This window comes from Amycolatopsis keratiniphila, from assembly GCF_000400635.2.
Lineage (GTDB): Bacteria > Actinomycetota > Actinomycetes > Mycobacteriales > Pseudonocardiaceae > Amycolatopsis > Amycolatopsis keratiniphila.
This window is the reverse complement of sequence record NC_021252.1, coordinates 976,854-1,001,947: the sequence shown is the minus strand read 5'-3', so window position 1 is coordinate 1,001,947 and position 25,094 is coordinate 976,854. Positions and strand designations below refer to the sequence as shown.

Sequence of the window (25,094 nt, the reverse complement as noted above, 5' to 3'; positions counted from 1 at the left end):
TTCACCGACCGGCCGAGTGTGTCACGACCGGGGCAACCTTTCACCAGCCTACGGACGTCTAACACGAGGGTCAGTAGAGTTGTCGGGAAGGCACGCGTGTGCCCTGGGGAGATTCGTGGAGGACCGCACGTGACCGAGTGGCCCGGGCCACCCATTCCGGCGCGCCGTGGCGGCGTCGTGGTGTTCGCCCGCCGCGGTGTGAAGGTCGTGTTCAGCCTGGTCTCGATCACGATCCTGGCGCTGACCTGGTGGGGCTGGCAGTTCATCGGTGACCCGTCGCAGGGCTTCGCGACCACGAACATCTTCGAGGACAACGGCCATCCGCCGGCGAAACCGCTGGACGGCGCGATCGACATCCTGCTCGTCGGCCAGGACAGCCGCACCGACGCGCAGGGCAACCCGCTGCCGCGCGAGGTCCTCGACATGCTGCACGCCGGGGTTTCGGACGGCGAGCGCCAGACCGACACGATGATCCTGGTGCACATCCCCCAGAACGGTAAGAAGGCGGTCGCGATCTCCTTCCCCCGCGACTCGTGGGTCGAGATCACCGGCGGTTTCGGCAAGCACAAGCTCAACAGCGCGTACGTGTACGCCTACAACGACACGTCGAAGACGCTGCAGCAGCAGGGCAACTCCGACCTCAAGGACGTCGACGCCAAGGCCAAGGACGCCGGCCGCAAGAACCTGATCGCGACGCTGGAGAAGTTCATCGGCAAGCCGAAGATGATCGACCGGTACGCCGAGGTGAACCTGTCGAGCTTCTACGAGATCACCAAGGCGATCGGCGGCGTCGAGGTCTGCCTCAACAACGCGGTCAAGGAGAAGAAATCCGGCGTGGACCTGCCCGCCGGCAAGTCGACCGTCGAAGGCGTGCAGGCGCTCGCGTTCGTCCGGCAGCGCTACGACCTGCAGAACGGCGACCTCGACCGGATCGCGCGGCAGCAGGCCTTCCTGTCGGGGCTGGCGAACAAGGTGCTCTCCTCCGACGTCCTGATGAACCCGGCGAAGATCTCCGACCTGATCGAGGCGGTGAAGAAGTCGGTCGTGCTGTCGGCGGGCTGGGATCTGCCCGAGTTCGCCGCCCAGATGCGCGGCCTGACCAGCGGGAACGTCGAGTTCCACACCATCCCGACCCAAGGTGACGCGAATATCGGCGGCGCCGCCGTGCTCCGGGTGGACCCGGCACAGGTGCAGGCCGAGGTCACCCGCCTGACCGCCGACGGCGAGACGGCACCGGCCGAGACCCCGGCCACCCTGCCGGGCGCGGAAGCGGTGACCGTCGAACTCTTCGACGGGTCCGGCTCGCCCACCGCGGCCACCGAGACGCGGAACCTGTTGCAGGGCAAGGGTTTCAAACTCGCGGCCGACACCAAGCTCAGCACCCGGAACTCGACGGTCATCCGGTACGCGCCGGGCGACGACGACGCGCTGGCGCTGATCAAGCAGGTCTTCGGCACCGCGGTGCAGGCCGAGGCGGACCGTGACGTCGCCCCCGGCAAGGTGCGGGTGCTGCTCGGCAAGGACTACAAGGGCCCGAACGCGCCCACGGCCCCGTCGAAGACTTCGATCCCCTCGAAGCCCGCTCAGCCGCCCTCCAGTGCTCCGGCGGCGCCCAGCACGACGCCGATCGTCGCGGGCAATGTGCCCTGCGTCAATTAATCCCGGGTACTCAGCGTGGCCGACCTCACGGTGGCCTAGCCTTCTCCTACGATCGGACGAGCGGCAGCACAAGGGGAGGTGATCAGGGATGAGCGACGAGGAAAAGAGCGTCAACGCACGTTCTGAGCAGTTGGACGACGAAGAGCCCAAGTCCGAAGAGGACACCGATTCGGACACCGAGAGTGACGAAGAGCCCCGGTTCGTCCCGACGCCGTACCCGCGGAATCCGCCGCTCCCCCAGCCGTCCACCCCGGCCGATGACGAAGACGAAGCTGTCTCGGGCACGCTGGCCGTGCCCGAGCGCCCGCTGCGCCGCGCCGGCCGGATCACCCGCCGGATCGCGGTCGGCCTCGTGTCGCTGCTCGCCCTCGGCACGACGGGCTACGCGTACGTCACCAAGGACCAGCTGCAGAACAACGTCCCCACGACGAACGCCCTGAGCAAAGCCGACGACCCCGCCGCCCCGCCCGCCGACGACGGCGCGAACGACATCCTCCTGGTCGGCAGCGACGCGCGCACCGACGCGCAGGGCAATCCGCTGCCGCTGCGCGTGCTGAAGGAACTGCGCACCGAGGAGAAGCCGGGCGTCAACACCGACACCATCATCATCCTGCGGATCCCGAAGAACGGCGGGAAGCCGTCCGGCGTCTCGATCCCGCGCGACACCTGGACCGACATCCCCGGCCGCGGCCCGAACAAGATCAATTCGGCCTATGGCGCCGCGAAGACCAACTACGCGAACGCGCATCGCGGCGAATCCGATCAGGCGAAACTCGAACGCGATTCCGATCAGGAAGGCCGCAAGGCACTGGTCCAGACCGTTCAGGACCTGACACAGATCCGCATCGACCACTACGCCGAGGTCAACCTGCTCGGGTTCTATCTGCTGACCGAGGCGCTGGGCGGCGTCAGGGTCTGCCTGAATCACTCGACCGAGGACAAGGACTCCGGCGCGAACTTCCGGCGCGGCGAACAGACCGTGTCGGGTGGCGAGGCGCTTTCGTTCGTCCGGCAGCGCAAGAACCTGCCGCGCGGCGACCTCGACCGCATCGTGCGGCAGCAGGCGTTCCTGTCGTCCGCGCTGAACCAGGTGCTCTCGGCGGGGACGCTGACCAGCCCGTCGACGATGGCGGGCCTGATGGACGTCGTGCGCCGGTCGATCGTCCTGGACGAAGGGCTGGACCTGCTGGAGTTCGCGCAGCAGGCGAAGGGGATCGCGTCGGGCGACCTGACGTTCACGACCATCCCGGTGGTGAACATCAACGGCCGCAGCGCCGACGGCCAGAGCATCGTCGAGATCGACCCCGCCGCCGTGCGGTCGTTCGTCTCCGGCCTGGTGGGCCGGGGCGGTGGCGGCGGGGCGCCCGGGGCGGCTCCGCTGCTCGCCGCGTCGAGCGTTCCCTGCGTGAACTAGCGTTGGGGGCGTGAGCCTCACCGAACTGCTGCTGCGGCCCGTGCTCGGGTCGCCCGCGAAACCGCTGATCACGCACTACGACGACAAGCAGGGCAGCCGGGTCGAACTGTCCGTGGCGACCACGGTGAACTGGGCCGCCAAAACGGCGAACTGGCTGGTCGACGAGTTCGACGTCGAACCGGGCGACGAGGTCGCCGTGGTGCTGCCGTCGCATTGGCAGACCGCCGGTGTGCTGCTGGGCGCGTGGTGGTGCGGCGCCAGGGTGGTGACTGAGACCGCGGGCGCCCGGGTGGCGTTCGTCGCTCCGGGCGGCGCTTCCGAAGCGGCCGCGACCGCCGTCGTCTCGCTGCACCCCATGGGTCTCGGGCTGCCCGCCGGCTCCGTACCCGATGGAGCGATGGACTACCTGACCGAAGCCAGGCTTTCGGGTGACCAGTTCAGCCCGCTGTTCCCAGTGCCCGGCGACACTCCCGCCCTGGGCTCGTCCACTGTGGACGAAGTGCTCGCCGAGGCGCGTTCCCGGGCTTCCGGGCTGGGGCTGTCCGCCGACGACCGCGTTCTGTCCACTGTGGAATGGGTTGGCGCGGAAGGGATCCTGGCGGGTTTCCTGACGCCACTGTCGGCGGGTGCGCATCTGGTCCAGGTCACCGACGCGGATCCGGCCAAACTCGCTTCTCGGCGCGAAGCGGAGCGGACTACCGCGGATCTTCCCTCCTGAAGTGTCATGAAAGGGTCGTTCCTGACATATTTCGTCAGGAACGACCCTTTCATGACATACGGGGTCAGGCGTCCTGGAGCTGCTTCGCCTCACGCTTGCGTCCGAAGAGCGCGTGGTCGAGCGACAGTTTGCCGGGGTTGAAACCGAGCGCGAGCCCGGCGACCGCCAGGACCAGGACGAGCTCGTAACCGCCCTGACCGGTGAGGCCGTTGTCGAGGTGCACCGAGAGCAGCGCGCCGACGGAGACCACGACGAAGCCGAGGCCCACCAGCGGCGTCAGGAAACCGACGATGAACAAGATGGCTCCCACGATCTCCACCGCGATGGCGAAGATCGCCGCGAGCGTCGGGAGCGGGATTCCGGTCTGCTCGAAGAACTTCGCGGTGCCGTCGATCCCGTTTTCCCACTTCTGCAGGCCGTGTGCGAGGAAGACCACACCGACACCGATCCGGCCCAGCAGGAGGGCGACATCCTTGAAACGAGCGAACATCGGGTATCAGCTTTCTGGTCGGTGAATATTCAACTTACCCGGATCACGGTAGGGCACCGAACGCCTCCGGCGGCACCTCCGGAGCGTGATCGACAGGTACCCGACAGGAACTCCCGTACGGCAAAATCCCCTCCGTGACGGACGAACGGCTGACCGGCCTCTGGTCGGATGAGATCGTGTATCCGGGCAGCGTCGAGTCCGTCGACCTGGCGTTCCGCGATGACGGGTCCGGGTGGCTCTATTGGTCGAGCTGGAGCACAGAATTCGCGGTGTCCCGCTTCACCTGGGCGACTCCGGGCGAACTGGTCTTGAAGTTCTATCGAAACCTCGATGGCAGGTGGTCGATCGAAAACGGTGTCACCCGCCATGAAGTCGAATCCGACGAGGAAGAAGAATCCGTCATCGAGCTCGGCTACGAAATCGCGCCCGGCGAGGACCCGTTCGGCAATCCGGTGACCCTGCTCTCGCTGGACCGCCCGTTGGACGAGCACCTCGCGGGATCGCGGTTCGCCAGGGTCGAGAAACCGGAGTCGCTCAGCGACCCGTCCGCCGATGCTCCGCGGCCAGACCCGTCCAGCCGCCGCTGACGGCCAGCAACTCGAGCACCCGCTCCGCCTGTTCGGCGAACCCGGCCAGATCGGCGTGCAGCAACGCTATCCGCTCGGCGTCGAGCGGGACCTCGTCGTCGGCCCACAGCTCGACGACCGTGCTGACGGTCCACACGAGGAACTGGATGATCCGGATGAACTCCTCGGACGGCTCGTCGACGGCGCCGCGGTAGCCCGTCTCGATCTCGTCGCAGGCCGCCACCAGCTCACGCAGCGGCCTGACGACGTCGGCCGCCGTCCCGTCCCACGCGGCCGATGGCCACGTGCGATCCCCGAGTTCGAGCCACAACCGCCAGCCGGCGATCAGCTCGGCCTCGTCGTGCGGTGTCCACGACACCGGAGCGAACCAGAACATCCTTCGAGAGTGACACCGGCGGCCCATGATCGCCGTACTTCCGTGAAGCATCTCACCGAGGGCCGATCTCACCTGCGCATTTCGTCACCTGATGGCGAACGCCTAAAGCGCGTGAAGGCCCCCTTCCCTCGACTGAGCCGAGGGAAGGGGGCCTTCACGCGGGAATGAATCAGCCCTTGAGCAGGGCGCGCGCCATGACCATGCGCTGGATCTGGTTGGTGCCTTCGTAGATCTGGGTGATCTTCGCGTCGCGCATCATGCGCTCCACCGGGAAGTCGCGCGTGTAGCCCGCGCCGCCGAAGAGCTGGACGGCGTCGGTGGTCACCTGCATCGCGATGTCCGACGCGTACGCCTTCGCGGCCGCGGCCATGTAACCGCCGCGCGAGTCGCCACGCTCGGTCGCCGCGGCGGAGGCGTAGACGAGGTTCCGGGCGGCTTCGATCTTGATGCCCATGTCGGCCAGCATGAACTGGACACCCTGGAACTCCGAGATCGCCTTGCCGAACTGCTTGCGCTCCTTGACGTACGCGATGGAGGCGTCGAGCGCGCCCTGCGCGATGCCCAGCGCCTGCGCGCCGATGGTCGGGCGGGTGTGGTCGAGGGTGCGCAGCGCGGTCTTCAGGCCGGTGCCGGGCTCGCCGATGATGCGGTCCGCCGGGATGGTGCAGTTCTCGAAGTGGATCTCGCGGGTCGGCGAGCCCTTGATGCCGAGCTTCCGCTCCTTCGAGCCGACGGTGAAGCCGGGGTCGTCCTTGTGCACGACGAACGCGGAGATGCCATTCGCCTTCTTCTCGGCGTTGGGGTCGGTCACCGCCATCACGGTGTACCAGGACGATTCACCCGCGTTGGTGATCCAGCACTTGGTGCCGTTCAGCACCCAGTGGTCGCCGTCGAGCTTCGCGCGGGTGCGCATCGAGGCGGTGTCCGAGCCGGCTTCGCGCTCCGAAAGCGCGTAGGACGCCGATGCCTCACCGGAGGCGATCGAGGGCAGCACGAGCTTCTTGAGGTCTTCCGACGCCGAAAGGATGATCGGCACCGTGCCCAGCTTGTTGACCGCCGGGATGAGCGACGCCGACGCGTCGACGCGGGCGACCTCTTCGATGACGATGCAGGCGGCGATGGCGTCCGCGCCCTGGCCGTCGTAGGCCTCTTCGATGTGGACGGCGTTGAAACCCGACTTGACCAGCGCGTTGTACGCCTCGATCGGGTAGCGCTCGTTCTCGTCGACCTCGGCCGCGTACGGCTCGATCTCCTTCTCCGCGAGGGCACGCACCGCGGCCCGCAGCTCCTCGTGCTCTTCGGCAAGCTGGTACAGACCCGGGCCGTCAGACACCTTCGTCACCTCTTCTAACCGCGTTTGGGAGTTTGACCGATGTTAGCGCTCGTTCACATGGTGCGACATCGCGAGCGCTTGTGTCTTTGACCGCAAAGTCCGTACGTTCGAGTGATGGAGCTCACCCCGTTCCCCCGGTCGCTCGATTATCCCGAGGTCCCGGTCGGCTCGGTGCTCGCCGGCGCCGCCGCTCGCTGGGGCTCCCGCACGGCCTTCGCCCACGGAGACCAGAGCCTCACCTTCGCCGAGACGTACAGCGCGGCCTGCCGGTTCGCGAACGCCCTGCGCGCCGAGGGCATCGGGCGGGGCGACGTCGTCGCGCTCCACCTCCCGAACTGCCTGGCGTACCCGGTCGCGTACTACGGAACGCTGCTCGCCGGGGCCACCTTCAGCCCGGCGAATCCCCTGCTTCCGCCCGAGGACCTCGCCCTCCAGCTGGCCGATGCCGGGGCGGTCGCCGCCGTCACCGTCGGCCCGGTCGCACGCGTGCTCGCTTCGGTGCGTGATCGGACGTCGGTCCGGCTGACCATCGTCGTTCACCCGCCGGAGGGGCTTGGGCAGGGCGAGGTCGAGTTCACGGAGTTCCACTCCGGTCACTCCGACGAGCGGCCGGACGTCGAGATCGACATCTACCGCGATCTCGCCCATCTGGCGTACACCGGCGGCACCACCGGACGCTCGAAAGGTGTCCGCCTGCCGCATCGGAACGTGGTGGTCAACAGCCTGCAAAGCTCCTGCTGGCGGCTGGGCGCGGTTCCCGCCGTCGACGAGTCGGGAGAGGTGATCGTCGACCAGCTCGGCGGCCCGGACGAGTGGCCGTCGCGGATCGGCACCGGGATCGCCCTCAACCTGACGCCCTGGTTCCACGCCATGGGCACTATCGCCGCGCTCAACGTGCCGCTGCTCGACGGCGGCACCGTCGTCCTGCACGACCGCTTCGACCCGGCCGCGTACGTGGCCGACGCCGAACTGCTGCGGGTCACCACGATCGGCGGCGCGCCCGCGCTGTTCGCCGCGTTGCTCGCCTGTCCCGAGTTTCACACAGCCGACCTGTCTTCGGTACTGACCATCGGTTCCGGCGCGGCGCCGATGAACCACGAGATGATCCGCGCGCTGCAGAAACGCTTTCCCGGTGTGCTCATCATCGAGGGTTACGGCCTCACCGAGGTCACCATGGGAGCCGTCATCGCGCCGGCCTACCGGTCCGCCGTCCGGAAAGTGGGTTCGGTCGGCCTTCCGCTCCCCGACACGGAGATCAAGATCGTCTCGGCCGAAGGCGGCGAAGATCCTTTGCCCGCCGGAGAAAGCGGCGAGGTCTGCCTGCGCGGACCGCAGGTGATGATCGGCTATCGCGACCGCCCCGAGGAGACCTCCGCCGCGCTCGTCGACGGCTGGCTGCACACCGGCGACATCGGCATCCTCGACGAGGACGGCTATCTGTCCATTGTGGATCGCAAGAAGGACATGCTGCTGTACAAGGGATACAACGTCTTCCCGCGCGAGCTCGAAGAGCTGCTGATCACCCTGCCCGGCGTCTCGGCGGCGGCCGTCGTCGGCAAACCGGACGCCGAGGTCGGCGAACTGCCGGTCGCGTTCGTGGTGCGCAGCGACGAGAACGTCACCGCCGAACAACTACTGGAAGCCGTCGGCGCACGCGTTCTGCCGTACAAACGGCTGCGGGCGATCCACTTCGTCGACCAGATCCCGGTCTCGGCGGCCGGGAAGGTGCTCAAACGGGAACTGCGGAAACAGCTCGCCGACTGACGCTCAGCGGCCGCGGAGGTTGCCGATCACGAACTCCGCGGCCTTGAGCGCCACCGCACACCGGTCGTCGCCCCAGTACTGCGACTTGGCGTCGTTGACCTGGGAATATCGGAACTCCAGCAGTTCGGTGTCCGTGACTCCGACCTCGACAGTGCAGGCTTTGAGCGTGGAACCGTTGTACTCGAAGGCCGGCGGATTCCCGACCTGTTCGACCGCGGGAAGACCGCTGATCGACAACTCCCGCCAGTGGGAAAACTTCGACGGATCCCGCTTGTGCTGGTCCACCCGCTCCTCGAGACTGCCCGTGGCCGCCCGGGGAATCCCGACGGTCAGCGAGCCCGCACGGAACTGGTCCCATTTGCAGGCGCGGTCGTATCCGAAGGAGTACCGCTCCGCTTTCACCTTGTCCGGCGGATCAGCGATCAGCGCGGCGACTTCAGCACGATCGAGAACACCGCAAGGGTCCACGTTGAAGGAATCCAAGGGCAGTGGATCCTGCACCGGCGCGACGGGGATCGCAGGCCCCGTCAGAGCACGCACCGGCGGTGCGTCGAGGACCTCGCCGAATCCACAACCCACAACAAGCGATGTCGGCAAGATGCAGATGCCCAAGAACAAAGATCGCATATTTTGTCCTTCCAGCACTCGCAGAATGTCAACGGCCGCGAAGATTGCCGATCACCAGCTCCGCGGCCTTGAGCACACCCGCACACCGATCGGTGCCCCAATACTGCGAATCAACCCCATCGGGATACATGTAGTCGAACTCGAGAGCCGTATCGTCCGACACACCGACCACCATCGCGCACGACTTCATGTCTCCGAGCAAATGGTACTGCGCCGCGGGCAAACCTTCGATCGACAGTTCCCTCCACCCGGAGTATGTGCCCTGATTGCCGGCACTGAGCGCCGTCAGTCCGGCAAGGCTTTTTTCTTTCACTGCCGGGATCTGCACACGCAACTGCGGGGCGTCCCGGATGACCCACGCACACCCCGTCAGAGGAGAATCAGCCCGGCTGGGCTTGACTCGATCCGGGGGATCGATGACCAGCGCGGCGATATCCTCACGTTTCAGCGCACTACAAGGGTCTGCCCGAAAAGACGCAAGATCAACGGGCTGCTCGACCGGCGTAACCGGGATCGCGCCTCCCGCTTTGGCCGGCGTCGGCCGTTCCTTGAGCAACGGGTCGGGCTTGCCAGGACCGCACCCGCCGATGAGCACAGCCGCCGCGAGTACGGCGACGGCCACGAACCTGGTGAGACGGGCTTCCATCACCCGCGCCTGATCCCGAAACACTCCTTGATCACGTGCTCCCCTCCCCACCGCCGGCCATTCTGACCTGCAGTGCCCGCACGACACCTTACTGTGACGACTCACGCCCGCAAGCAGGGTTCCAAGAAGTCAACTACTCGTGCTGGTTCGATGGCGAACCACCGCATTCAGAGGACGAAACGCGGGTATCAGCCTTCGACGCGTTTCCGCAGCGCAGCGTCCTTGTCGAGTACCAGCTGCTCCAGATCCGCCTGGAATCGCGCCATTTTCGCCTGAAGCTCCGCATCGGACGCGGCGAGGATGCGCACGGCGAGCAGCCCCGCGTTGCGCGCCCCGCCGACGGAGACCGTCGCGACCGGGACACCGGCGGGCATCTGCACGATCGAGAGCAGCGAGTCCATGCCGTCGAGGTACTTCAGCGGCACCGGCACCCCGATCACCGGCAGTACGGTCGCCGAAGCGACCATGCCCGGCAGGTGCGCGGCCCCGCCGGCGCCCGCGATGATCACGCGCACACCGCGCGAAGCGGCCGAGGTCGCGTAGTCGAGCATTCGCTGCGGAGTGCGGTGCGCCGAGTAGACGCCGACTTCGTATTCGATGCCGAACTCGGCCAGCGCCTGTCCGGCCGCTTCCATCGTCGGCCAGTCCGAATCGCTGCCCATGATCAGGCCAACCTGCGGCGACATACTCAGTTACTCCTAGTGGATCTCGTAGCCGTCGAGCCAGACGGCGTGGGAAAGCCAGTGCGCGGCGAGCAGCGCGCGGTCGCGCAGCTCCTCCATGCGTTCGCCGACGAGGTTGACGTGGCCGAGTTTGCGGCCCGGACGCTCTCCCTTGCCGTACAGGTGAACGCGGATGTCCGGGTACCGCGCGAACAGGTGGTGCAGCCGCTCGTCCGGGCCCATCTCCGGCGTCTCGGGCGCGCCGAGGACGTTCGCCATCACGCAGGCGGGGGCGATCAGATCGGTCACGCCGAGCGGGTAGTCGAGCACGGCCCGCAGGTGCTGCTCGAACTGCGAGGTCTTCGAACCGTCCTGGGTCCAGTGGCCCGAGTTGTGCGGGCGCATGGCGAGTTCGTTGACCAGCAGGCCTTCGTCGGTCTCGAACAGCTCGACGGCGAGCAGGCCGGTCACGTTCAGCGTCGCGGCGATCCGCAGCGCCAGGTCCTGCGCCTCCTGCGTGCGCTCGAGGCTCAGCCCCGGGGCCGGGGCGAGCACCTCGGTGTTGATCCCGCCGGACTGCACGGTCTCCACCACCGGCCACGCCGCGCCCTGCCCGAACGGGGACCGGGCCACGAGCGCGGACAGTTCGCGCCGCATGACGACCTTTTCCTCGACCAGCAAGGGGGTTCCGGCGTCGAGCAGTTCGGGGACGGTCTCGCGGGCGTGCTGCGCGGTGTCGAGCATCCAGACGCCGCGGCCGTCGTAGCCGCCCTGCGCCGCCTTGAGCACCACCGGCCACGAGTGCTTGTCACCGAAGGCGAGCACATCGTCCACAGAGGACACTTCGGCGAAGGCGGGGCCGGGGATCTCGAGCCCGGCCATCATCTCGCGCATGACGAGCTTGTTCTGCGCCATCGACAACGCGGCCGGATCCGGCCGGATGGTGACGCCTTCCATCGCGAGCGTCAGCAGGTGCTCGCCGGGAACGTGCTCGTGGTCGAAGGTCAGCACGTCGACCCCGGCGGCGAACGAGCGCAGCGCTTCGAGGTCGGTGTGGTGCCCCTGCACGACCTCGCCCGCGACGAGGCCGGCGGATTCGTTCTCCCCGGCGGCGAGCACGCGCAGGGACTGGCCGAGGGAGATCGCCGCCTGGTGGGTCATCCTGGCCAGCTGTCCGCCGCCCACCATGCCCACGATCGGAAGACCGGTTCGTTTGTCCATAACGTCGTGCAGATTACTTGGCCGCCACCGCCACGACCTGGGCGGACCCGCGTCGCAGCTCCCGCACGGCCAGGCCTGTGATGGCGATCGCAGCGGTGAGGACGTAGACGTTGCCGAGCAGCGACCAGCCCAGCCCCCAGCCGAACTCGGTGTCCCCGCCGTTGGGCACGAACATGATCACGCCGCTCGCGAACAGCACCGCGACGCCCGCGGCCGGAACCCACGCTCGGCGGACGACGAGCAGGACGAGCAGCGGCACCGTCCACACCCAGTGGTGTGACCACGACACCGGCGAGAGCAACAGTCCGTAGAAGGCGGTCACCAGCAATGCGCCGACCGGGTCACCGCGGCGGTGCAGGCGCACGACCAGCCAGACGGCGGGAACGGCCAGGACGGCGGCGACGGCGATGGCCACCGCCAGTGACCACGACGCGAGTTCCGAAGCGCGGTTCACCAGCCCGTTGAGCGACTGGTTGAAGATCCAGTGCACGGAGCCGACCCGGCTGGGATCGGTCGCCGACTCGGTCCAGAACCGGACCGCGTCGCCGGGGATCACCGCGAACATCACGGCTTCGAGCCCGGCGAATGTGCCGAGCGCTCGCAGCGCGTCCTTCCAGCGGCCGGTGAACAGCAGATGCGGCACGAAGATCAGCGGCGTCAGCTTGATCGCGGCCGAGATCCCGATCAGCACCCCGGCCCAGCGCGAACCGCGTGCCGAAAGCACCAGGACGTCGAGGACGATCAGCGCCATCAGGATGAGGTTGATCTGCCCGAGGAAGATCGTCTTCCAGACCGGCTCCAGCGCCAGCGCGCCCGCCGTGGCCAGCGGCAGCACCCACCATCGGGTGAGCGGGGCGCCGCAGGCGCGGGCGACCACGGAGATCACGACGCTGAGGCAGACCAGCGACAGGGCGCCGACGACGCCCCAGGTCAGCCCGGCCGGCACGATCGCGAGCGGCAGGAACAGCGGCGCCGCGGCCGGGGTGTAGGTGAACGGCAGCAGCACCCACGGCGGCAACGTCGTCAGCGCCTCGCGGGTGTAGAGCGGTTCGCCCTTCAGCAGCGTGAGGGCGCCGGCGCGGTAGACGGCGCTGTCCGCGCCGAGGTGCCATTCACCGAGCCAGGCGACCACACCCAGCGTGAGCATCGCCAGCGCGAGCACACCCGCCAGCGTGATCCCGACGAGCCGGGCCTCAGCCGCCGGACGTGACTTCAGCATGCTTTCCGGTGTCCCCCGTGCCCTGCTTCCGCCGCAGGTACCACCAGCGTCCGGCGAGCGCGAGCGCCAGCACCAACGGCATGAAGATGTACGCGCTGCCGAGGATGTTCTGCCACACCTTCCAGTGCAGCTCGACGTTGCGGCCGTTCGGCAGGATCAGCAGCACACAGCTGATGAAGACGAAGAACACCGCGAAGGTGCCGAGCCAGCGTTTCCACGCGGTGGCGGGGGTGGTCTTCGGCAGGCGCGAGACCAGCAGGACGACCAGCGGCGCCACCCACACCCAGTGATGGGTCCAGGAGATCGGCGAGATCAGCAGGATCCAGAACGCGGTCACCAGCATCGCCGCGAGCGCCTGGCCCTTGCGGTGGAAGCGCAGCACCAGCCAGATCGCCGGGATCGCGAGCAGCGCGCCGATCCCCATCGCCGCCTTCGACGCCCAGGGCGCGAGCTCGGTGAAGCGGTTCATCAGCGCGTTCAGCGACTGGTTGCCCGCCCAGTGCACCGGGCCGATCCGGCCGGTGTCGGGCAGCGTGTAGGTCCAGTACCGGGCCGCGTCGTGCGGGATGATCAGGAACATCAGGCCCTGCATCACGACGAACGTGACGAGCCCGCGCACGGCGTCCATCCGGCGGCCGGTGATGAAGAGATGCCCCAGGAACACGATCGGGGTGAGCTTGACCGCGGCCGCGACGCCGACGAGCACGCCGCCCCAGCGGCTGCCCCTGGCCCCGATGACCAGGATGTCGAGCATCACCAGCGCCATCAGGATGATGTTGATCTGGCCGAGGAAGATGGTGCGCCACACCGGCTCGAGGCCGAGGAAGACCAGGAAGAACGCGATCGTCGACCGGGCGGGCGAGGCCCACCAGCGGGGACCGTCGGTCGAGGGCTTCGGCAGCGCGCCGATGGCGATGCGGACGCACAGCGCCAGCGCGAGCAGCGAGACCGCGGTCAGGAGCCCCCAGGCGACCTGCGTCGGGACGATCGCGAGCGGGATGAACAGCAGCGCGGCGGTGGGCGGGTAGGTGAACGGCAGCAGCGCCCACCACGGCTCCACCGGAAGGGTGTTCGCGTCGTACAGCGGGTCGCCGTTCAGCAGCGTCTCGGCACCCGCGCGGTACACCGCGCTGTCCACGCCGAGCACCCAGTCGTGCTGCCATCCCCAGATGCCGAAACCGATCGCGACCAGCGGGATCACCGAGAGGATGAGGATCGATCTCGGCCGGACGGACAAGCGGGCGAGCGACTTCCGCAGCGACAGACGATGTTGCGGTCGGCTCGCCGAAACGTCGCCGTTGGCGTCGGCGGGAACAGTCCGGGTCACGCGAACAGGAAATCATGAACCGGGTAGTGCCTGGTCGACAGGGTCGGCCGTGACCTGGAGAACCTCTTACGCTACCCGGTGTCAGGAGCGCGCGAGACTGCCGAGCAGATCGCACGCCAGGTCGTAGGTCGCCGGGAGCCGGACCGCGGAAATCTGCGGACGGCCGGTGTCGCGCAATTGCGCGTCCACCGAAAGCCGCTCATTGAGCGCCCTTCGCAGCGCGACGCCGGACGAAGCGAGCCTCTCGTCCTTCGGCACGAGTGCGCCCGCGACGGACGGCCCGATCGAGGCGACGCTCTCCCCGCCGTCGAACACCTGCTTCAACGCGTCCGCGACCAGGATCATCCCGGTCAGCCGGGGCCAGCCCGCGACCGAACTGAAGTCCATCGAAACCACGAGCAGCGTGTGCGCCTCCGCGACCGGCCGCTCGTCGCGGCGGGCCTGGCGGTACAGCTCACTCAACCGGGTCCTCAGGTACGCGGCGGTGGGCAGGCCGGTGAGGGGTTCGGTGACCTCGGTGTTCACCAGCTGGTCGGTCGCGACGTCCGCCCAGGCCAGCGCCGTCACCCGGAGTAGGCGGGAAGGCGTGGAATCGACATCCGGAGCGAGGAAACCGTCCACCGCGTCCGGGTCGGCGAGCACGGCGTGCAACGCCGCGAGGTCGGCGAGCGTCTCGGCCAAGCCCGCACCCGCGGCGGCCCGTGCCCGGCCCAGCCCCGCGAGGGCGGTCTCCGCCACTTCCGCGGGAGCGACCCGGCCGTTCTTGATCACGGCCGCGCAGACGGCATCGACCTCGGGCAGGCCCCAGTCGCTGGGGAAACGCCAGCCCGCGGCCAGGCTGGCCGTCCGCCAGCGGGCCCGCAGTGCGCGGAGCGTGCGATCTCGTTCGAACCGGTTCCAGGCGGCTTGCCCGTCGGATCCCCCGGACGGCGCACCGGTGGCCGGTACGTCCACTGCCCACCGCCCCTTTCCGTTCCGATCTTTTCGATCTTGCGATCGCTTCACGGTGGGGACGCCCGTCCACGCCGCGCGTGACGGCGTTTTTCAAGGATCTTTCCGAACTCTTCGGTAACCCGTCCCGGGTGATGGCGTTGCGCCCTCCGGGTCATCGAAGGGACCGCGAGGTGACGTGCGTCGCCCGTTCCGTCACACTGAGCGGGTTCGGGCGTTTAAGACAGTAGACCCGCCGAACCAGCAGATGAAGGAGCCCCGTGTCCACCGTTCCCGCCGATCTCTCCGGTAAGAGTGACGCCGAGCTGATCGCCGAGGTGCGTGACGGGAAGATCGCGTCTTACGGAACCCTTTACGAGCGCCACGCCGGCGCGGCGCACAATCTCGCACGCCAGCTCGCCCGTTCCAGTTCCGAGGCCGACGACCTCGTTTCGGAAGCCTTCGCGAAGGTGCTGGACACGCTGCGCGGCGGCAAAGGCCCCGACGCCGCGTTCCGCGCGTACCTGCTGACCGCGCTCCGGCACACCGCCTACGACAAGACGCGCAAGGACAAGCGCGTCGACCTGAACGAGGACATGTCCGACGTCGGCGGTGCCGTCGGCGAAGCGCTGACCGTCCCCTTCTCCGACACCGCCGTCGCCGGGCTCGAGCGCACGCTCGCCGCGAAGGCGTTCGCCCGGCTGCCCGAGCGGTGGCAGGCGGTGCTGTGGCACACCGAGATCGAAGGGCAGACGCCCGCCGAGGTCGCGCCGCTGCTGGGGCTGACCGCGAACGGTGTCTCCGCGCTCGCCTACCGGGCGCGTGAAGGCCTGCGGCAGGCCTACCTGCAGGTCCACCTGGCCGAGAACTCCGCCGAACGCTGCCGCGCGAGCGCGGACAAGCTCGGCGCGTGGACCCGCGACGGCTTGTCCAAACGCGAACGTGCCCAGGTGGAGAACCACCTGGACGAATGCGAGAAATGCCGCGCGCTGGCCGCGGAACTGGCCGACGTCAACACCGGTCTGCGCGGGATCATCGCGCCGATCGTGCTTGGTGGTGCGGCTCTCGGGTAACTGGCGACGACCGGGGCGGGCAAGGCGGGCGCGGTCACCGCGGCCGCGACGGCCGCCGCCGCGGGTTCGAGTTCGGGCGGCGCGGCCGGTGCCGCCGCGGCCGGACCGCGTCAATTCGCCGGCGTGGCCGGATCGAGCGTGGCCATCGTCGCCGCCGTCGCGGTGGCGCTCGCCGCCGGTGGCGGTACCCAGGAGATCCCGGCGGCCGCGGCGGTCCCTCCGCCCGCCGTCGCACCGCCGACCGCCCCGCCCCCGCCTCCGGCCGCCCCGCCGGTCGCGCCGCCTCCCGCTCCGCCCGCTGCGCCGCCCGCCGCGCCGCCCGCTCAGCAGGAGCCACCGCCGGCTCAGGCCCCGGCACCTAACCCGACGCCCACCCCCGCCGAGCCGCCCGCGCCCACGCCGGTGATCCCGGCGCCTCCGGTGATGACGGCGTCGACCCCGCCCGGCGGTGTCCAGCTGAGGCCGGGCGAACCGGCCGACCTGCCGATCACCGTGCGCAACGACGGCGGAACGAAGTCCGAGCCCGTGGCGGTCTCGCTGAATCTGCCGAGGGGGGTGCGGGCCATTCCCGCCGGCGGCGGCGGTGGGGCGATGGGCGCCAACGGCTTCCGGCAGCAGGCATCCGGCCCGATCACGGTGAACTGCCCCGGCGGCACCGGCACGGTCACCTGCCGGACCGGTACCGGTCTCGAACCCGGTCAGTCCGCGGTGCTGAAGTTCCGGCTGCGCGCGGACGGAACGGCCGTGGACGGCAGCGTCGTGACCGGTTCGGTGACGGCGGGCGCGCAGATCAAGGTGTCGATCGAGGTGAAGGTGAAGGTGCCTCCGCCGCCCGCGCCCGTGGACGACCTCACACTGCGCGCCGACGCCGACTGGATGTCCTCGTTCCCCTGGAACCGCAACCCACGGGTGAACATCCACGTCAAGAACACCGGCGAGTCGACGAAGCCGGTGACGATCACTGTCGACCACCGCATTCTCTACTCGTGGAGCTTCTCCGGCATCCGATGCACTCCGACCAGCGAAGGTGCATCGTGCACTTCGCGCGGCTCGCTGGCTCCGGGACGTGAGGCGAACCTGACGGTCGTGCTGAAGGGCCGCCCGGCGGAGGGGATGCCGGTGACGGTGAACGCCACCCTCGGCGTCGCCAAGGCGAAGCCGGCCGCCGTCTACCTCGGCTGCTGGCACCACTGGTGTGACGACAACGCGCTGCTTCCGCCGACTACGGTGCCTTCGCTGCCTTCGGTCACTTCGAAGCCTTCGGCTCCTCCGGACACGACGAAGCCTGGGCGTCCTGGATGGCCTGTTCCGCCGAAGAAGCCTTCGCCGTCCGTGACGCCTTCGGAGCCTGTGCAGCAAGAGCCGGCCCAGCCGACGACGACCACGAGCGCTCCGCCGCAACCCGGCAAGTCCAAGCCGACCACGCGGCCCAACGGAGTGGTCGACCGCGTTTTCCAGTAGCGTCGCCCGCATGCCGGCGAAGCATCGCGAACTGCTGCGGTTCGTCCTGGTCGGGGGCGCGAGTTTCGTCATCACGATGACGATCACCTACGGGCTGAAGTTCACCGTGCTGACCGACAAACCGGTGACCGCGCTGATCATCGGCGTGCTGGTGGCGACGGTTTTCTCGTACGTCGCGAACCGCGAATGGTCCTTTCGCACCCGCGGCGGACGTGAGCGCGCGCACGAAGCGGCACTGTTCTTCCTGCTCAGCGGCATCGCGCTCAGCGGCATCGCGCTCGGCCTCAACGCGCTGCCGCAGCTGGTTTCGCGGTACGTGTTCGAGCTGGAGCAACCGCAGGTCTCGCTGCTGACCCAGGAGGTCGCCGACTTCGTCAGCGGGGTGCTCGTCGGGACCCTGCTCGGTACGGCGTTCCGGTGGTGGTCGTTCAAGAAGTGGGTCTTCCCGGAGGCCGGCGCGCGGCCGCGGCTGCTGCGGGGCGGCGGACGGGAGATTTCCGGCATTCCGGACGATCCGGCCGCCTGACCGCCAGGTGGTAGCAAAGGTCCCTTGCTCCCCCGGTCCCGCGGGTCGTGAGTGGCGATTCGTGTTCTAACCCGAATCGCCACTCACGACCCACGCGCCGAAACGCCCAAAGCGTCATATACCGCGCTGTACATCCCCTGCCGACCCGTTCGACGGGCGACGCGAATTAGACTGATCTGGTGACCGTGGTCGAATCCGTCCTCTCCAGGACGCCCGAGCCGCTCCGATCGGTGCTGATCAAGCACCGCGAGCTGTTGAAGTTCGCGATCGTGGGCGGCACGACGTTCCTGGTCGACAACGGCGTCTGGTACCTGCTGAAACTCAGCGTCCTGGAGTCGAAGCCGACCACGGCGAAGGCCATCGCGATCATCGTCGCGACGATCGTGTCGTACATCCTCAACCGCGAGTGGTCCTTCCGCACCCGCGGCGGCCGCGAGCGGCATCACGAGGCGGCGCTCTTCTTCGTGATCAGCGGTATCGCCGTGGTGGTCAACCTGATCCCGCTCTACACGTCGCGCTACATCTTCGATCTCGAAGTGCCGCACGTGACGCGGTTCGTCCAGGAGTTCGCGGACTTCACGAGCGGGTCGATCATCGGCATGCTGCTGGCGATGTTCTTCCGCTTCTGGGGTTTCAAGAAGTGGGTCTTCCCCGATGAGCTGGGCAAACGCCGCCGGGACAGCGACGAGCCGGACGACGACGTCGTTCCCCTCCACTGAAACACTTGTCAAAAGACATGTGATTGCCTAAGGTCATCCATGTCAACGTTCCTTCACTGATGACGCCGGCCGGGTTCGTACGGTCGAGCGGGACGAATTCGAGGTGATCGCCAAGCGCGAAGAGGACCGCATCCGGTTCGGATGACGGTTGAGCCTTTTCCCGTCTTGGCGGGGATCCGGAGTGCTGCTCCGCGTCCCTCGCGTTCCCTCGTTTCTTCCAGTGAACGGATCTCTTTCTTGAGCACCACTCTCGGCGCGCCTCCGCGCGCCCGAAACACCCTTGCCCTCGCCGGGCTCTTCGCCGCCGTGTTCCTGGCGATGCTCGACGCCCAGGTCGTCGCGACGGCCCTGCCTCGCATGGTCGGCGAACTCGGCGGAGCCACGTCGTTCGCCTGGGTGACCACGTCCTACCTGCTGGCGGGCAGCGTCAGCGCACCCGTCTACGGAAAGCTCGGCGATCTCTTCGGCCGCAAGCGCGTCGTCCTCGTCGCGATCGCGCTGTTCGTCCTCGGCTCCCTCGCCTGCGCTCTCGCGCCGACGATGCCGCTGCTGATCGCCGCCCGCGTCCTTCAGGGCATCGGCTCCGGCGGCCTGTTCGTCGCGGTCGCCGCGATCATCGGCGAACTGTTCCCGGGCCGCGAAGGCGCCCGCTACTTCGCCTGGTTCTCGATCTGCTTCGCCGGGTCCTCGCTGGCGGGTCCCGTCGTCGGCGGCGTCCTGACCGACCTCGCGGGCTGGCGGTCGATCTTCGGCCTCAACGTGCCGATCGGCCTGGTCGCGTTCGGTGTCGTCGCACGGTTCCTGCGGCTCGAACGTCGCCGGACGGCCGCACCGTTCGACTTCGCGGGCATCGTCGTCCTGTCCGGCGCGATCGTCGGCCTGACCCTGGCGACTCCGCTGTCGGCGTCGATCGGCGCGGTGCTGCTCGTCGCCTTCCTGCTCATCGAGCGCCGCGCGGCCGAACCGGTCGTCCCGCTCCGGCTGTTCCGCTCCAGGATGTTCAGCCTGAGCGTGCTGGCCAGTGCCGCGGCCGGGTTCGTCTTCCTCGGTTCGGTCAACTACCTCGCGCTCTTCCTGCAGACCGCGGGTGGCGCCGGACCTTCCGAAGCCGGGCTCCTGCTGCTGCCCATGACGCTCGCGGTCGCCGCGTCGTCGATGGTCGCGGGCCGGATCATCGCCAGGACCGGCGCGTACCGCTGGGCGCCGATCCTCAGCATGACCCTCGGCCTCGCGGCCGCGCTCGCCATGTCCACAATGGACGAAACGACGCCGTTGCCGCTCGTCGTCACCTACCTCGTCGTGTTCGGCGCGGCCGCCGGACTCAACATGCAGGTGCTTTCCATGGCGGCCCAGCAGAACGTCGCCAGGACCGATCTCGGCGCCGTTTCGGCGACCGTCGGCTTCCTTCGCTCCCTCGGCACCACTGCCGGGCTGACCGTTTTCGGCGCGGTGTTCACGAACGCCTTCACCGACGACAGTCCCGCCGGCTACTCGTCCGCGCTCGGCGGCGTCTTCCTGGTGATGCTCCCCGCCCTCGCCGTCGGACTCGCCGCTTCCCTCTTCCTGCCGCGCGTTTCGTTGCGGCGCAACCACTAAGGAGTCTTCCGATGATCCTCGTTCTCGGTTCCACCGGCAAAATCGGCCGTGAACTCGTTCCCGCACTGTTGGACAGGGGCGCTCGAGTCCGCGCCCTGACGCGCGATCCCTCCCGCGCCCGGATCGATCCGCGTGCCGAGGCCGCCGCCGGCGATCTCGACGCCTTCGACCCCGCGCTGCTCGACGGCGTCGAGCGCGTGTTCGTCCTGACCTCCGGCCACGGCTCGGACCCGCTCGCGCAGGAACAAGCTGTGCTCAAGGTCGCCACCGGCGTCTCGCACGTCGTCAAGCTCTCCACCACCGGCGTCCACTTCGGACAGACCGACCCGATCTCCCTCGTGCACGCCGAGGCCGAGCGGGCGGTGCGCGAAGCCGGGCCGGACTGGACTGGACGATCTTGCGCCCCGGCACGTTCATGGACAACCGGTTCGCCTGGCTGCACGCCGTTCGCGGCGACGGCGTCATCCGCGTTCCCGAGGGCGACCCGGCGTCCGCGCTGGTGCACGTCCGCGACATCGCCGAGGTCGCCGCGACCGTGCTGACCGGCGACGGACACGCGGGCAAGACCTATCCGATCACCGGCGGCGAAGCGCTCACGACGCGGCGGCAGGTGGAGATCCTCGGTGACGCGCTCGGGCGGCGGCTGACCTACGTCGAAGAGCCCGAAGCCGCTTCGCGCGCCCGGATGCTCGGGTACGGCTGGCCGGCTTCGGCGGTCGACGGGATCTTCGAGCTCAAGCGGCAGTCCGCCGGGAAGGAGGAGATCGTGTTCGGCACCGTTCGTGAACTCCTCGGCCGGGCGCCGCTGACGTTCGCGGACTGGGCTCGCGAGCACGCGGCCACCTTCGCCTGATCCGTGAAGGCCTCCTTCACTACTTTCAGGGTAGGGAAGGAGGCCTTCACGGACTTGAGACCCGAACATGGGCCGAAAGGGTTAATGGGTTGGGCTGGCCTCCGGGATACGCGATACTCATCAGGCGTTTAATTATCACCGGTCCGCTGTCCGGACCTCGCATTGTTCGTGACCGGCCCTCTCGCTTAACGTGCCGCGTCGGGGAGACAGGGGGAACCGTATGAACGAACGTCTTCGCGTGCTCGTGGTCGACGACCATCCGCTGTTCCGGTTCGGGGTCTGCACACTGCTCGACAACGAACCGCTGATCGACGTGGTCGGCGAGGCCGCGAGCGGCGCGCACGCGATCAGCGCGGCGAGCGCCCTCACGCCCGATGTCGTGGTCATGGACCTGCATTTACCCGACATCAGCGGCGCCGAGGCGACGCGGCACATCGTCGCCGAACGGCCCGGCGTCGGCGTGCTCATGCTGACGATGGCCGACGAAAGCGAATCCGTTTTCTCCGCGATGCGGGCCGGAGCCCGCGGATATCTGCTGAAAGACGCGGAACCCGACGAAATCATCCGCGCCGTGCACGCCGTCGCGAGGCGCGAAGCGATCTTCGGGCCCGACATCGCGACGCGGGTTCTCGGCTTCTTCAATCACACTCAACCGGCCACGGACACGGTGTTCCCGGAACTCACCGTGCGCGAACGAGAGGTCCTTTCGCTCATCGCGGGCGGGCACAGCAACACCGCCATCGCCAGCACTCTGTGTCTCAGCCCGAAGACGGTGCGGAACCATATTTCGAACGTCTTCAGCAAGCTTCACGTCGCGGATCGCGCCGAGGCGATCGTGCGCGCCCGCGAGGCGGGGCTGGGTCGCTGAAAAAGCGACCCCGATAAGGGCGGCTTTTCGGGCAATTCCGGGACCGGAGTCCCATGCGCTCGGGACACCTCACCCGGCAGGGTGAGTAGCGCGAGGGGTGGGGCCCTCGCACAGTTCGAGGGGAATGGGAATCACATGTTCGAACCGAACCGGACACCGGTGGTCGTCCGCGCCACCGATCCGATCCTGCACAACGGCGTCTGCATGACGCTCCGCTCCCGTGACGACGTCTGGCTGGTGGACGGGGAGACCGCCGACCCGACCATGGTGGCCCTCCTGGTCACCGATCGCCTCGACGAGGCGATGACGCAACTGCTGTCCGCCTTGCACCACCAGGGGTTCACCCGCATCGTGCTCATCGCGGGTGAAGTCGACGACAACGAGATCCTCAGCGCCATCGAACACGGCGTCTGCGCCGTCGCCCGCCGTTCCGAGGCGGGCGCCGACGTCCTGGTCCGGCTGATCAAGGCGGCCGCGGCCGGGGAGGGCGCGCTGCCGCCCGACCTGCTCGGCAGGCTGCTGCACCGGGTCTCACGGCTGCAGCGTCAGGTGTTGCAGCCGCGCGGCCTGCACCTCGGTGGCATGAGCAACCGGGAGACCGAGGTGCTCAAGCTGGTCGCGTCGGGGTTCTCGACGCAGGAGATCGCCGACCAGCTCTGCTATTCGCAGCGCACGGTGAAGAGCATCCTGCACGACGTGACCAACCGGTTCCAGCTCCGGAACCGCTCGCACGCGGTGGCTTACGCACTGCGTGAGGGATTGATCTGACCCCGTGATCAGCCAGGTCGACGAGGCATTGTGCCGTCTCATCGCGCCTCATCTGCCGGAGGGGACGGTGGTCCGGCTCGATCCGCCGAAACCCACCTGGCAGACCGAGACGCGGGTGTCGAGCGTCGATCTGTTCCTCTTCGCCCTGCACGGCGCCGGCCCGGGAACCGGCGCCGTGCGGGCGAAGCGGTGCCGACTGTCCTATTTGGTCACGGCACGGGCGGACAAGGTCCGCGACGAACACACGCTGCTCGACCGGTCGCTGGGGGTCCTGATCGGGACGGAGTTCCTCGTGGTCGGCGAGCAGCCGTTGCCGATCACCCTGGAGGAGACCGATCCGACCGGGCTGTGGGTCAGCCTCGGCATGCCGGCCCGTGCGGCGTTCGTCGTCACGATCACGGCGGAGTACCGAGACTGAGCACCGACGACCGGCGCAGGACCACCCCGCCGATGGACGCCAGCTCCCCGCCGAAGAGGTCGCACCACTCGGCGGCGTTCCCCGGCGGGCCGCAGTCACCCGCCCGTCTCGCCCACTCCGCGCGGACTTCGAGTCGATAGCCGAGGATGCCGGTCAGGGTCAGCCCGTTCCGGCTGACGCCGACCCCGCACATGCCCCGGTAGAGCCTGCCGTCCGGCGGCTCGAACTCGGCGCTCTGCTGGACGAACCGATGGCCCGCCGCCCCGGTGACGGTCGCGACCGGGGTGTCGATCCCGCTGACGAACAGGCCTTTGGAGAGCAGGTCGAGGGCTTCGGCCTCCATCCGCTCCACCACGCCGGGAGGACGGCGGCACGCGTACAGCGCGCCGTCGAAGGACAGCCGCACGGTGATCGCCACCTTGCCGATCTCCAGGGTCGCCGCGGCCACCGGACTCACCGGTGGGCGGTACCGGAACGCCGACGCATGCACACCCCCGACGGTAAGTCGCCGCGCCGCCGCGGCCTTGCCCGATCGGGACGTTCTTGGGGCGGCGCTTAGCGAGGGACTCGCTCGGCCGGCCACCGCACTTCGGCCACGTCACCCGGCCGGGGCACCTTCAGGAAGAGGCTGAACACCGCCGGCTGCTTGCTCGACAGCTCCAGCCTGCCACCGTCGGCCTCGATGAGCGCTCGCGCGAGCGCGAGACCGACACCGGTCGATCCGCCGCCGGAGAAGCCGCGTTCGAAGATGTGCGGCGCCAGCTCGTCGGGCACCCCCGAGCCGGTGTCGGCGACCTCGACGACGACGGTGCCTTCCGTGTCACCGCGCCGGGCGGCGAGCGTGACCGTTCCCGCGCCGTGGCGCAGCGCGTTGTCGAGCAGGACGCCGACGACCTCGCGCAAGCGGCCGGGCGTCGCCCTCGCCCTCAGCCCGTCGGAGACACGGATCCGCAGATGCCTGCCCTCGGCGCGAAGCAGCTGTCGCCACTCTTCGGAAACCTCGGGGAGCACTTCCGCCAGGTTCACCGGTTCCGCGCCGACCTCACGCGCCGCCCGCGCGGCGGCCAGCAGCTCGTCGAGCGCTTCGGCGAGCCGGTCCGCCTGTTCCTGCGCGGCCTTCGCCTCGTCGACGACGTCCTGGTCGGAGTGGACGGTCAGCGGTTCGAGCCGCAGCTGCAACGCGGTCAACCGGCTCCGTAGCTGATGCGAGACGTCGCCGACGAGCTGTCGTTCCCGCTGGACGAGCTGCGCGAGCGCCGAGCCGGACGCGTCGAGCGCTTCGGCGACCATGTCGAGCTCGCCGACACCGTAGCGCTTCGGATCCGGCCGGAAATCCCCGCCGCCGAGTTTGACCGCGCGATCCGCGACGTGTCTCAGCGGTTTCGCGAGCCTTCGCGCGGTCACCGTCGCGACCACGGTGCCGGTGCCCACGGACAGCACGACCAGCAGCACCACCAGCAGCGTCACCTGGGTCTGGCGGGTGCGCATCGGCCCGGCGGGCACGGACAGCTCGACCTCGCCGTGCAACGCGATCGGCGCCCGTTCGGACACCACGTCCGAGCCGGGGTCGGAGCCGTAGCGCTTCTCGATCTGCCCTTGCGCGCGGACGGTCAGCAGACCGCCCTGCGGCACGGCGACCCGGACCAGGTCGAGGTTGATCGGCTGGCCGACGGCGATCTCGTTGTCCAGCGTCGCCGCGATCCCGCGGGCCGAGGACGCGAGGTTCTCGCGGTTGAGGTTCTCGACCAGCTGCCACGCGGTGATCCCCAGCGGGATGCCCAGCACCGCGGCGGTGACCGCGACGGCGAGCAGGATCGCCAGGAGGATGCGGCGGCGCAT

Annotated in this window: 24 protein-coding genes and 2 pseudogenes; 14 read left to right on the top strand and 12 right to left on the bottom strand. The window is 68.7% G+C overall.

Translation table 11 applies throughout. The features are described 5' to 3' along the window. Window positions 1–129 precede the first annotated feature (129 nt). From AORI_RS45950 to AORI_RS45940, 3 genes are all read left to right on the top strand, one after another. Window positions 130–1,659 carry an LCP family protein gene (locus tag AORI_RS45950; RefSeq protein ID WP_016331390.1) on the top strand — a complete coding sequence of 510 codons (1,530 nt, stop codon included), beginning with the start codon at window positions 130–132 and terminating at the stop codon, window positions 1,657–1,659. A gap of 88 nt (window positions 1,660–1,747) precedes the next feature. Next, window positions 1,748–3,073: an LCP family protein gene (locus AORI_RS45945; protein ID WP_016331389.1), complete on the top strand. Its 1,326-nt coding sequence runs from the start codon at window positions 1,748–1,750 to the stop codon at window positions 3,071–3,073. Between the two features lie 10 nt (window positions 3,074–3,083). Then, window positions 3,084–3,791, top strand: a complete 708-nt coding sequence (locus tag AORI_RS45940) for a TIGR03089 family protein (RefSeq protein WP_016331388.1) — start codon at window positions 3,084–3,086, stop codon at window positions 3,789–3,791. 64 nt (window positions 3,792–3,855) lie between these two features. On the opposite strand, the gene AORI_RS45935 is transcribed toward AORI_RS45940, so the two are convergent. Further along, window positions 3,856–4,281 (bottom strand): DoxX family protein, encoded by a 426-nt coding sequence (locus AORI_RS45935; RefSeq protein ID WP_016331387.1) that lies wholly within the window; start codon window positions 4,279–4,281, stop codon window positions 3,856–3,858. Window positions 4,282–4,415: 134 nt separating this feature from the next. Here AORI_RS45935 and AORI_RS45930 point away from each other — a divergent pair, with 134 nt between their 5' ends. Beyond that, complete coding sequence (locus AORI_RS45930; RefSeq protein ID WP_043847907.1) at window positions 4,416–4,868, top strand: hypothetical protein; 453 nt, start codon at window positions 4,416–4,418, stop codon at window positions 4,866–4,868. Here the strand turns inward: AORI_RS45930 and AORI_RS45925 are convergent. Together AORI_RS45925 and AORI_RS45920 are read right to left on the bottom strand one after the other, a co-directional pair. Further along, window positions 4,816–5,244: a hypothetical protein gene (locus tag AORI_RS45925; protein WP_016331386.1), complete on the bottom strand. Its 429-nt coding sequence runs from the start codon at window positions 5,242–5,244 to the stop codon at window positions 4,816–4,818. The genes AORI_RS45930 and AORI_RS45925 overlap by 53 nt on opposite strands. 169 nt (window positions 5,245–5,413) lie before the next feature. Then, window positions 5,414–6,586 (bottom strand): acyl-CoA dehydrogenase family protein, encoded by a 1,173-nt coding sequence (locus AORI_RS45920; protein ID WP_016331385.1) that lies wholly within the window; start codon window positions 6,584–6,586, stop codon window positions 5,414–5,416. A gap of 105 nt (window positions 6,587–6,691) precedes the next feature. Between AORI_RS45920 and AORI_RS45915 the strand changes: the two genes are divergently transcribed. Beyond that, a complete protein-coding gene (locus AORI_RS45915; protein WP_016331384.1) occupies window positions 6,692–8,341 on the top strand; it encodes a class I adenylate-forming enzyme family protein in 1,650 nt (549 codons plus the stop codon). A 3-nt stretch (window positions 8,342–8,344) separates the two neighbouring features. On the opposite strand, the gene AORI_RS45910 is transcribed toward AORI_RS45915, so the two are convergent. The 7 genes from AORI_RS45910 to AORI_RS45880 form a co-directional block, all read right to left on the bottom strand. Further along, entirely contained in the window at window positions 8,345–8,968 is a 624-nt protein-coding gene (locus AORI_RS45910) for a DUF3558 family protein (protein WP_081809638.1), read from the bottom strand. Window positions 8,969–8,996: 28 nt separating this feature from the next. Further along, entirely contained in the window at window positions 8,997–9,614 is a 618-nt protein-coding gene (locus tag AORI_RS45905; protein WP_123798281.1) for a DUF3558 domain-containing protein, read from the bottom strand. A gap of 188 nt (window positions 9,615–9,802) precedes the next feature. Further along, window positions 9,803–10,300, bottom strand: coding sequence for a 5-(carboxyamino)imidazole ribonucleotide mutase (gene purE, locus AORI_RS45900; protein ID WP_016331381.1), 498 nt, complete (start codon window positions 10,298–10,300; stop codon window positions 9,803–9,805). A gap of 12 nt (window positions 10,301–10,312) precedes the next feature. After that, entirely contained in the window at window positions 10,313–11,497 is a 1,185-nt protein-coding gene (locus tag AORI_RS45895; RefSeq protein ID WP_016331380.1) for a 5-(carboxyamino)imidazole ribonucleotide synthase, read from the bottom strand. A gap of 13 nt (window positions 11,498–11,510) precedes the next feature. Then, complete coding sequence (locus AORI_RS45890; RefSeq protein WP_016331379.1) at window positions 11,511–12,716, bottom strand: glycosyltransferase 87 family protein; 1,206 nt, start codon at window positions 12,714–12,716, stop codon at window positions 11,511–11,513. After that, on the bottom strand, window positions 12,691–14,043 hold the full coding sequence (locus AORI_RS45885; RefSeq protein ID WP_016331378.1) for a glycosyltransferase 87 family protein: 1,353 nt from the start codon (window positions 14,041–14,043) through the stop codon (window positions 12,691–12,693). Before AORI_RS45885 ends, AORI_RS45890 begins: the two co-directional genes overlap by 26 nt. A gap of 81 nt (window positions 14,044–14,124) precedes the next feature. Continuing rightward, window positions 14,125–14,997, bottom strand: a complete 873-nt coding sequence (locus tag AORI_RS45880) for a nucleotidyl cyclase domain-containing protein (protein WP_016331377.1) — start codon at window positions 14,995–14,997, stop codon at window positions 14,125–14,127. Window positions 14,998–15,254: 257 nt separating this feature from the next. On the opposite strand from AORI_RS45880, the pseudogene AORI_RS82615 reads away from it, so the two are divergent. The 9 genes and pseudogenes from AORI_RS82615 to AORI_RS45835 all read left to right on the top strand — a co-directional run bounded on the left by AORI_RS82615 (window position 15,255) and on the right by AORI_RS45835 (window position 23,255). Then, window positions 15,255–17,507 (top strand): annotated as a pseudogene (locus AORI_RS82615) (sigma-70 family RNA polymerase sigma factor). A gap of 10 nt (window positions 17,508–17,517) precedes the next feature. Beyond that, a complete protein-coding gene (locus AORI_RS45865) occupies window positions 17,518–18,033 on the top strand; it encodes a GtrA family protein (RefSeq protein WP_016331374.1) in 516 nt (171 codons plus the stop codon). Window positions 18,034–18,212: 179 nt separating this feature from the next. Next, the gene (locus AORI_RS45860) at window positions 18,213–18,752 is read left to right on the top strand and encodes a GtrA family protein (RefSeq protein WP_016331373.1); all 540 of its coding nucleotides are present in this window, start codon (window positions 18,213–18,215) and stop codon (window positions 18,750–18,752) included. A gap of 237 nt (window positions 18,753–18,989) precedes the next feature. Next, window positions 18,990–20,348, top strand: a complete 1,359-nt coding sequence (locus tag AORI_RS45855) for an MDR family MFS transporter (RefSeq protein ID WP_016331372.1) — start codon at window positions 18,990–18,992, stop codon at window positions 20,346–20,348. 11 nt (window positions 20,349–20,359) lie between these two features. Further along, window positions 20,360–20,677: pseudogene (locus tag AORI_RS84135) on the top strand (SDR family oxidoreductase); the annotation flags it as partial. A 68-nt stretch (window positions 20,678–20,745) separates the two neighbouring features. Further along, entirely contained in the window at window positions 20,746–21,201 is a 456-nt protein-coding gene (locus tag AORI_RS84130; protein ID WP_228688438.1) for a Rossmann-fold NAD(P)-binding domain-containing protein, read from the top strand. A 220-nt stretch (window positions 21,202–21,421) separates the two neighbouring features. Further along, on the top strand, window positions 21,422–22,069 hold the full coding sequence (locus AORI_RS45845; RefSeq protein ID WP_016331369.1) for a response regulator: 648 nt from the start codon (window positions 21,422–21,424) through the stop codon (window positions 22,067–22,069). A 135-nt stretch (window positions 22,070–22,204) separates the two neighbouring features. After that, window positions 22,205–22,837 (top strand): helix-turn-helix transcriptional regulator, encoded by a 633-nt coding sequence (locus AORI_RS45840; RefSeq protein WP_016331368.1) that lies wholly within the window; start codon window positions 22,205–22,207, stop codon window positions 22,835–22,837. Window positions 22,838–22,841: 4 nt separating this feature from the next. Then, the gene (locus AORI_RS45835; protein WP_016331367.1) at window positions 22,842–23,255 is read left to right on the top strand and encodes a Pvc16 family protein; all 414 of its coding nucleotides are present in this window, start codon (window positions 22,842–22,844) and stop codon (window positions 23,253–23,255) included. On the opposite strand, the gene AORI_RS45830 is transcribed toward AORI_RS45835, so the two are convergent. After that, on the bottom strand, window positions 23,233–23,703 hold the full coding sequence (locus tag AORI_RS45830) for a hypothetical protein (RefSeq protein WP_016331366.1): 471 nt from the start codon (window positions 23,701–23,703) through the stop codon (window positions 23,233–23,235). The genes AORI_RS45835 and AORI_RS45830 overlap by 23 nt on opposite strands. A 107-nt stretch (window positions 23,704–23,810) precedes the next feature. Next, window positions 23,811–25,094 carry an ATP-binding protein gene (locus AORI_RS45825; protein ID WP_016331365.1) on the bottom strand — a complete coding sequence of 428 codons (1,284 nt, stop codon included), beginning with the start codon at window positions 25,092–25,094 and terminating at the stop codon, window positions 23,811–23,813.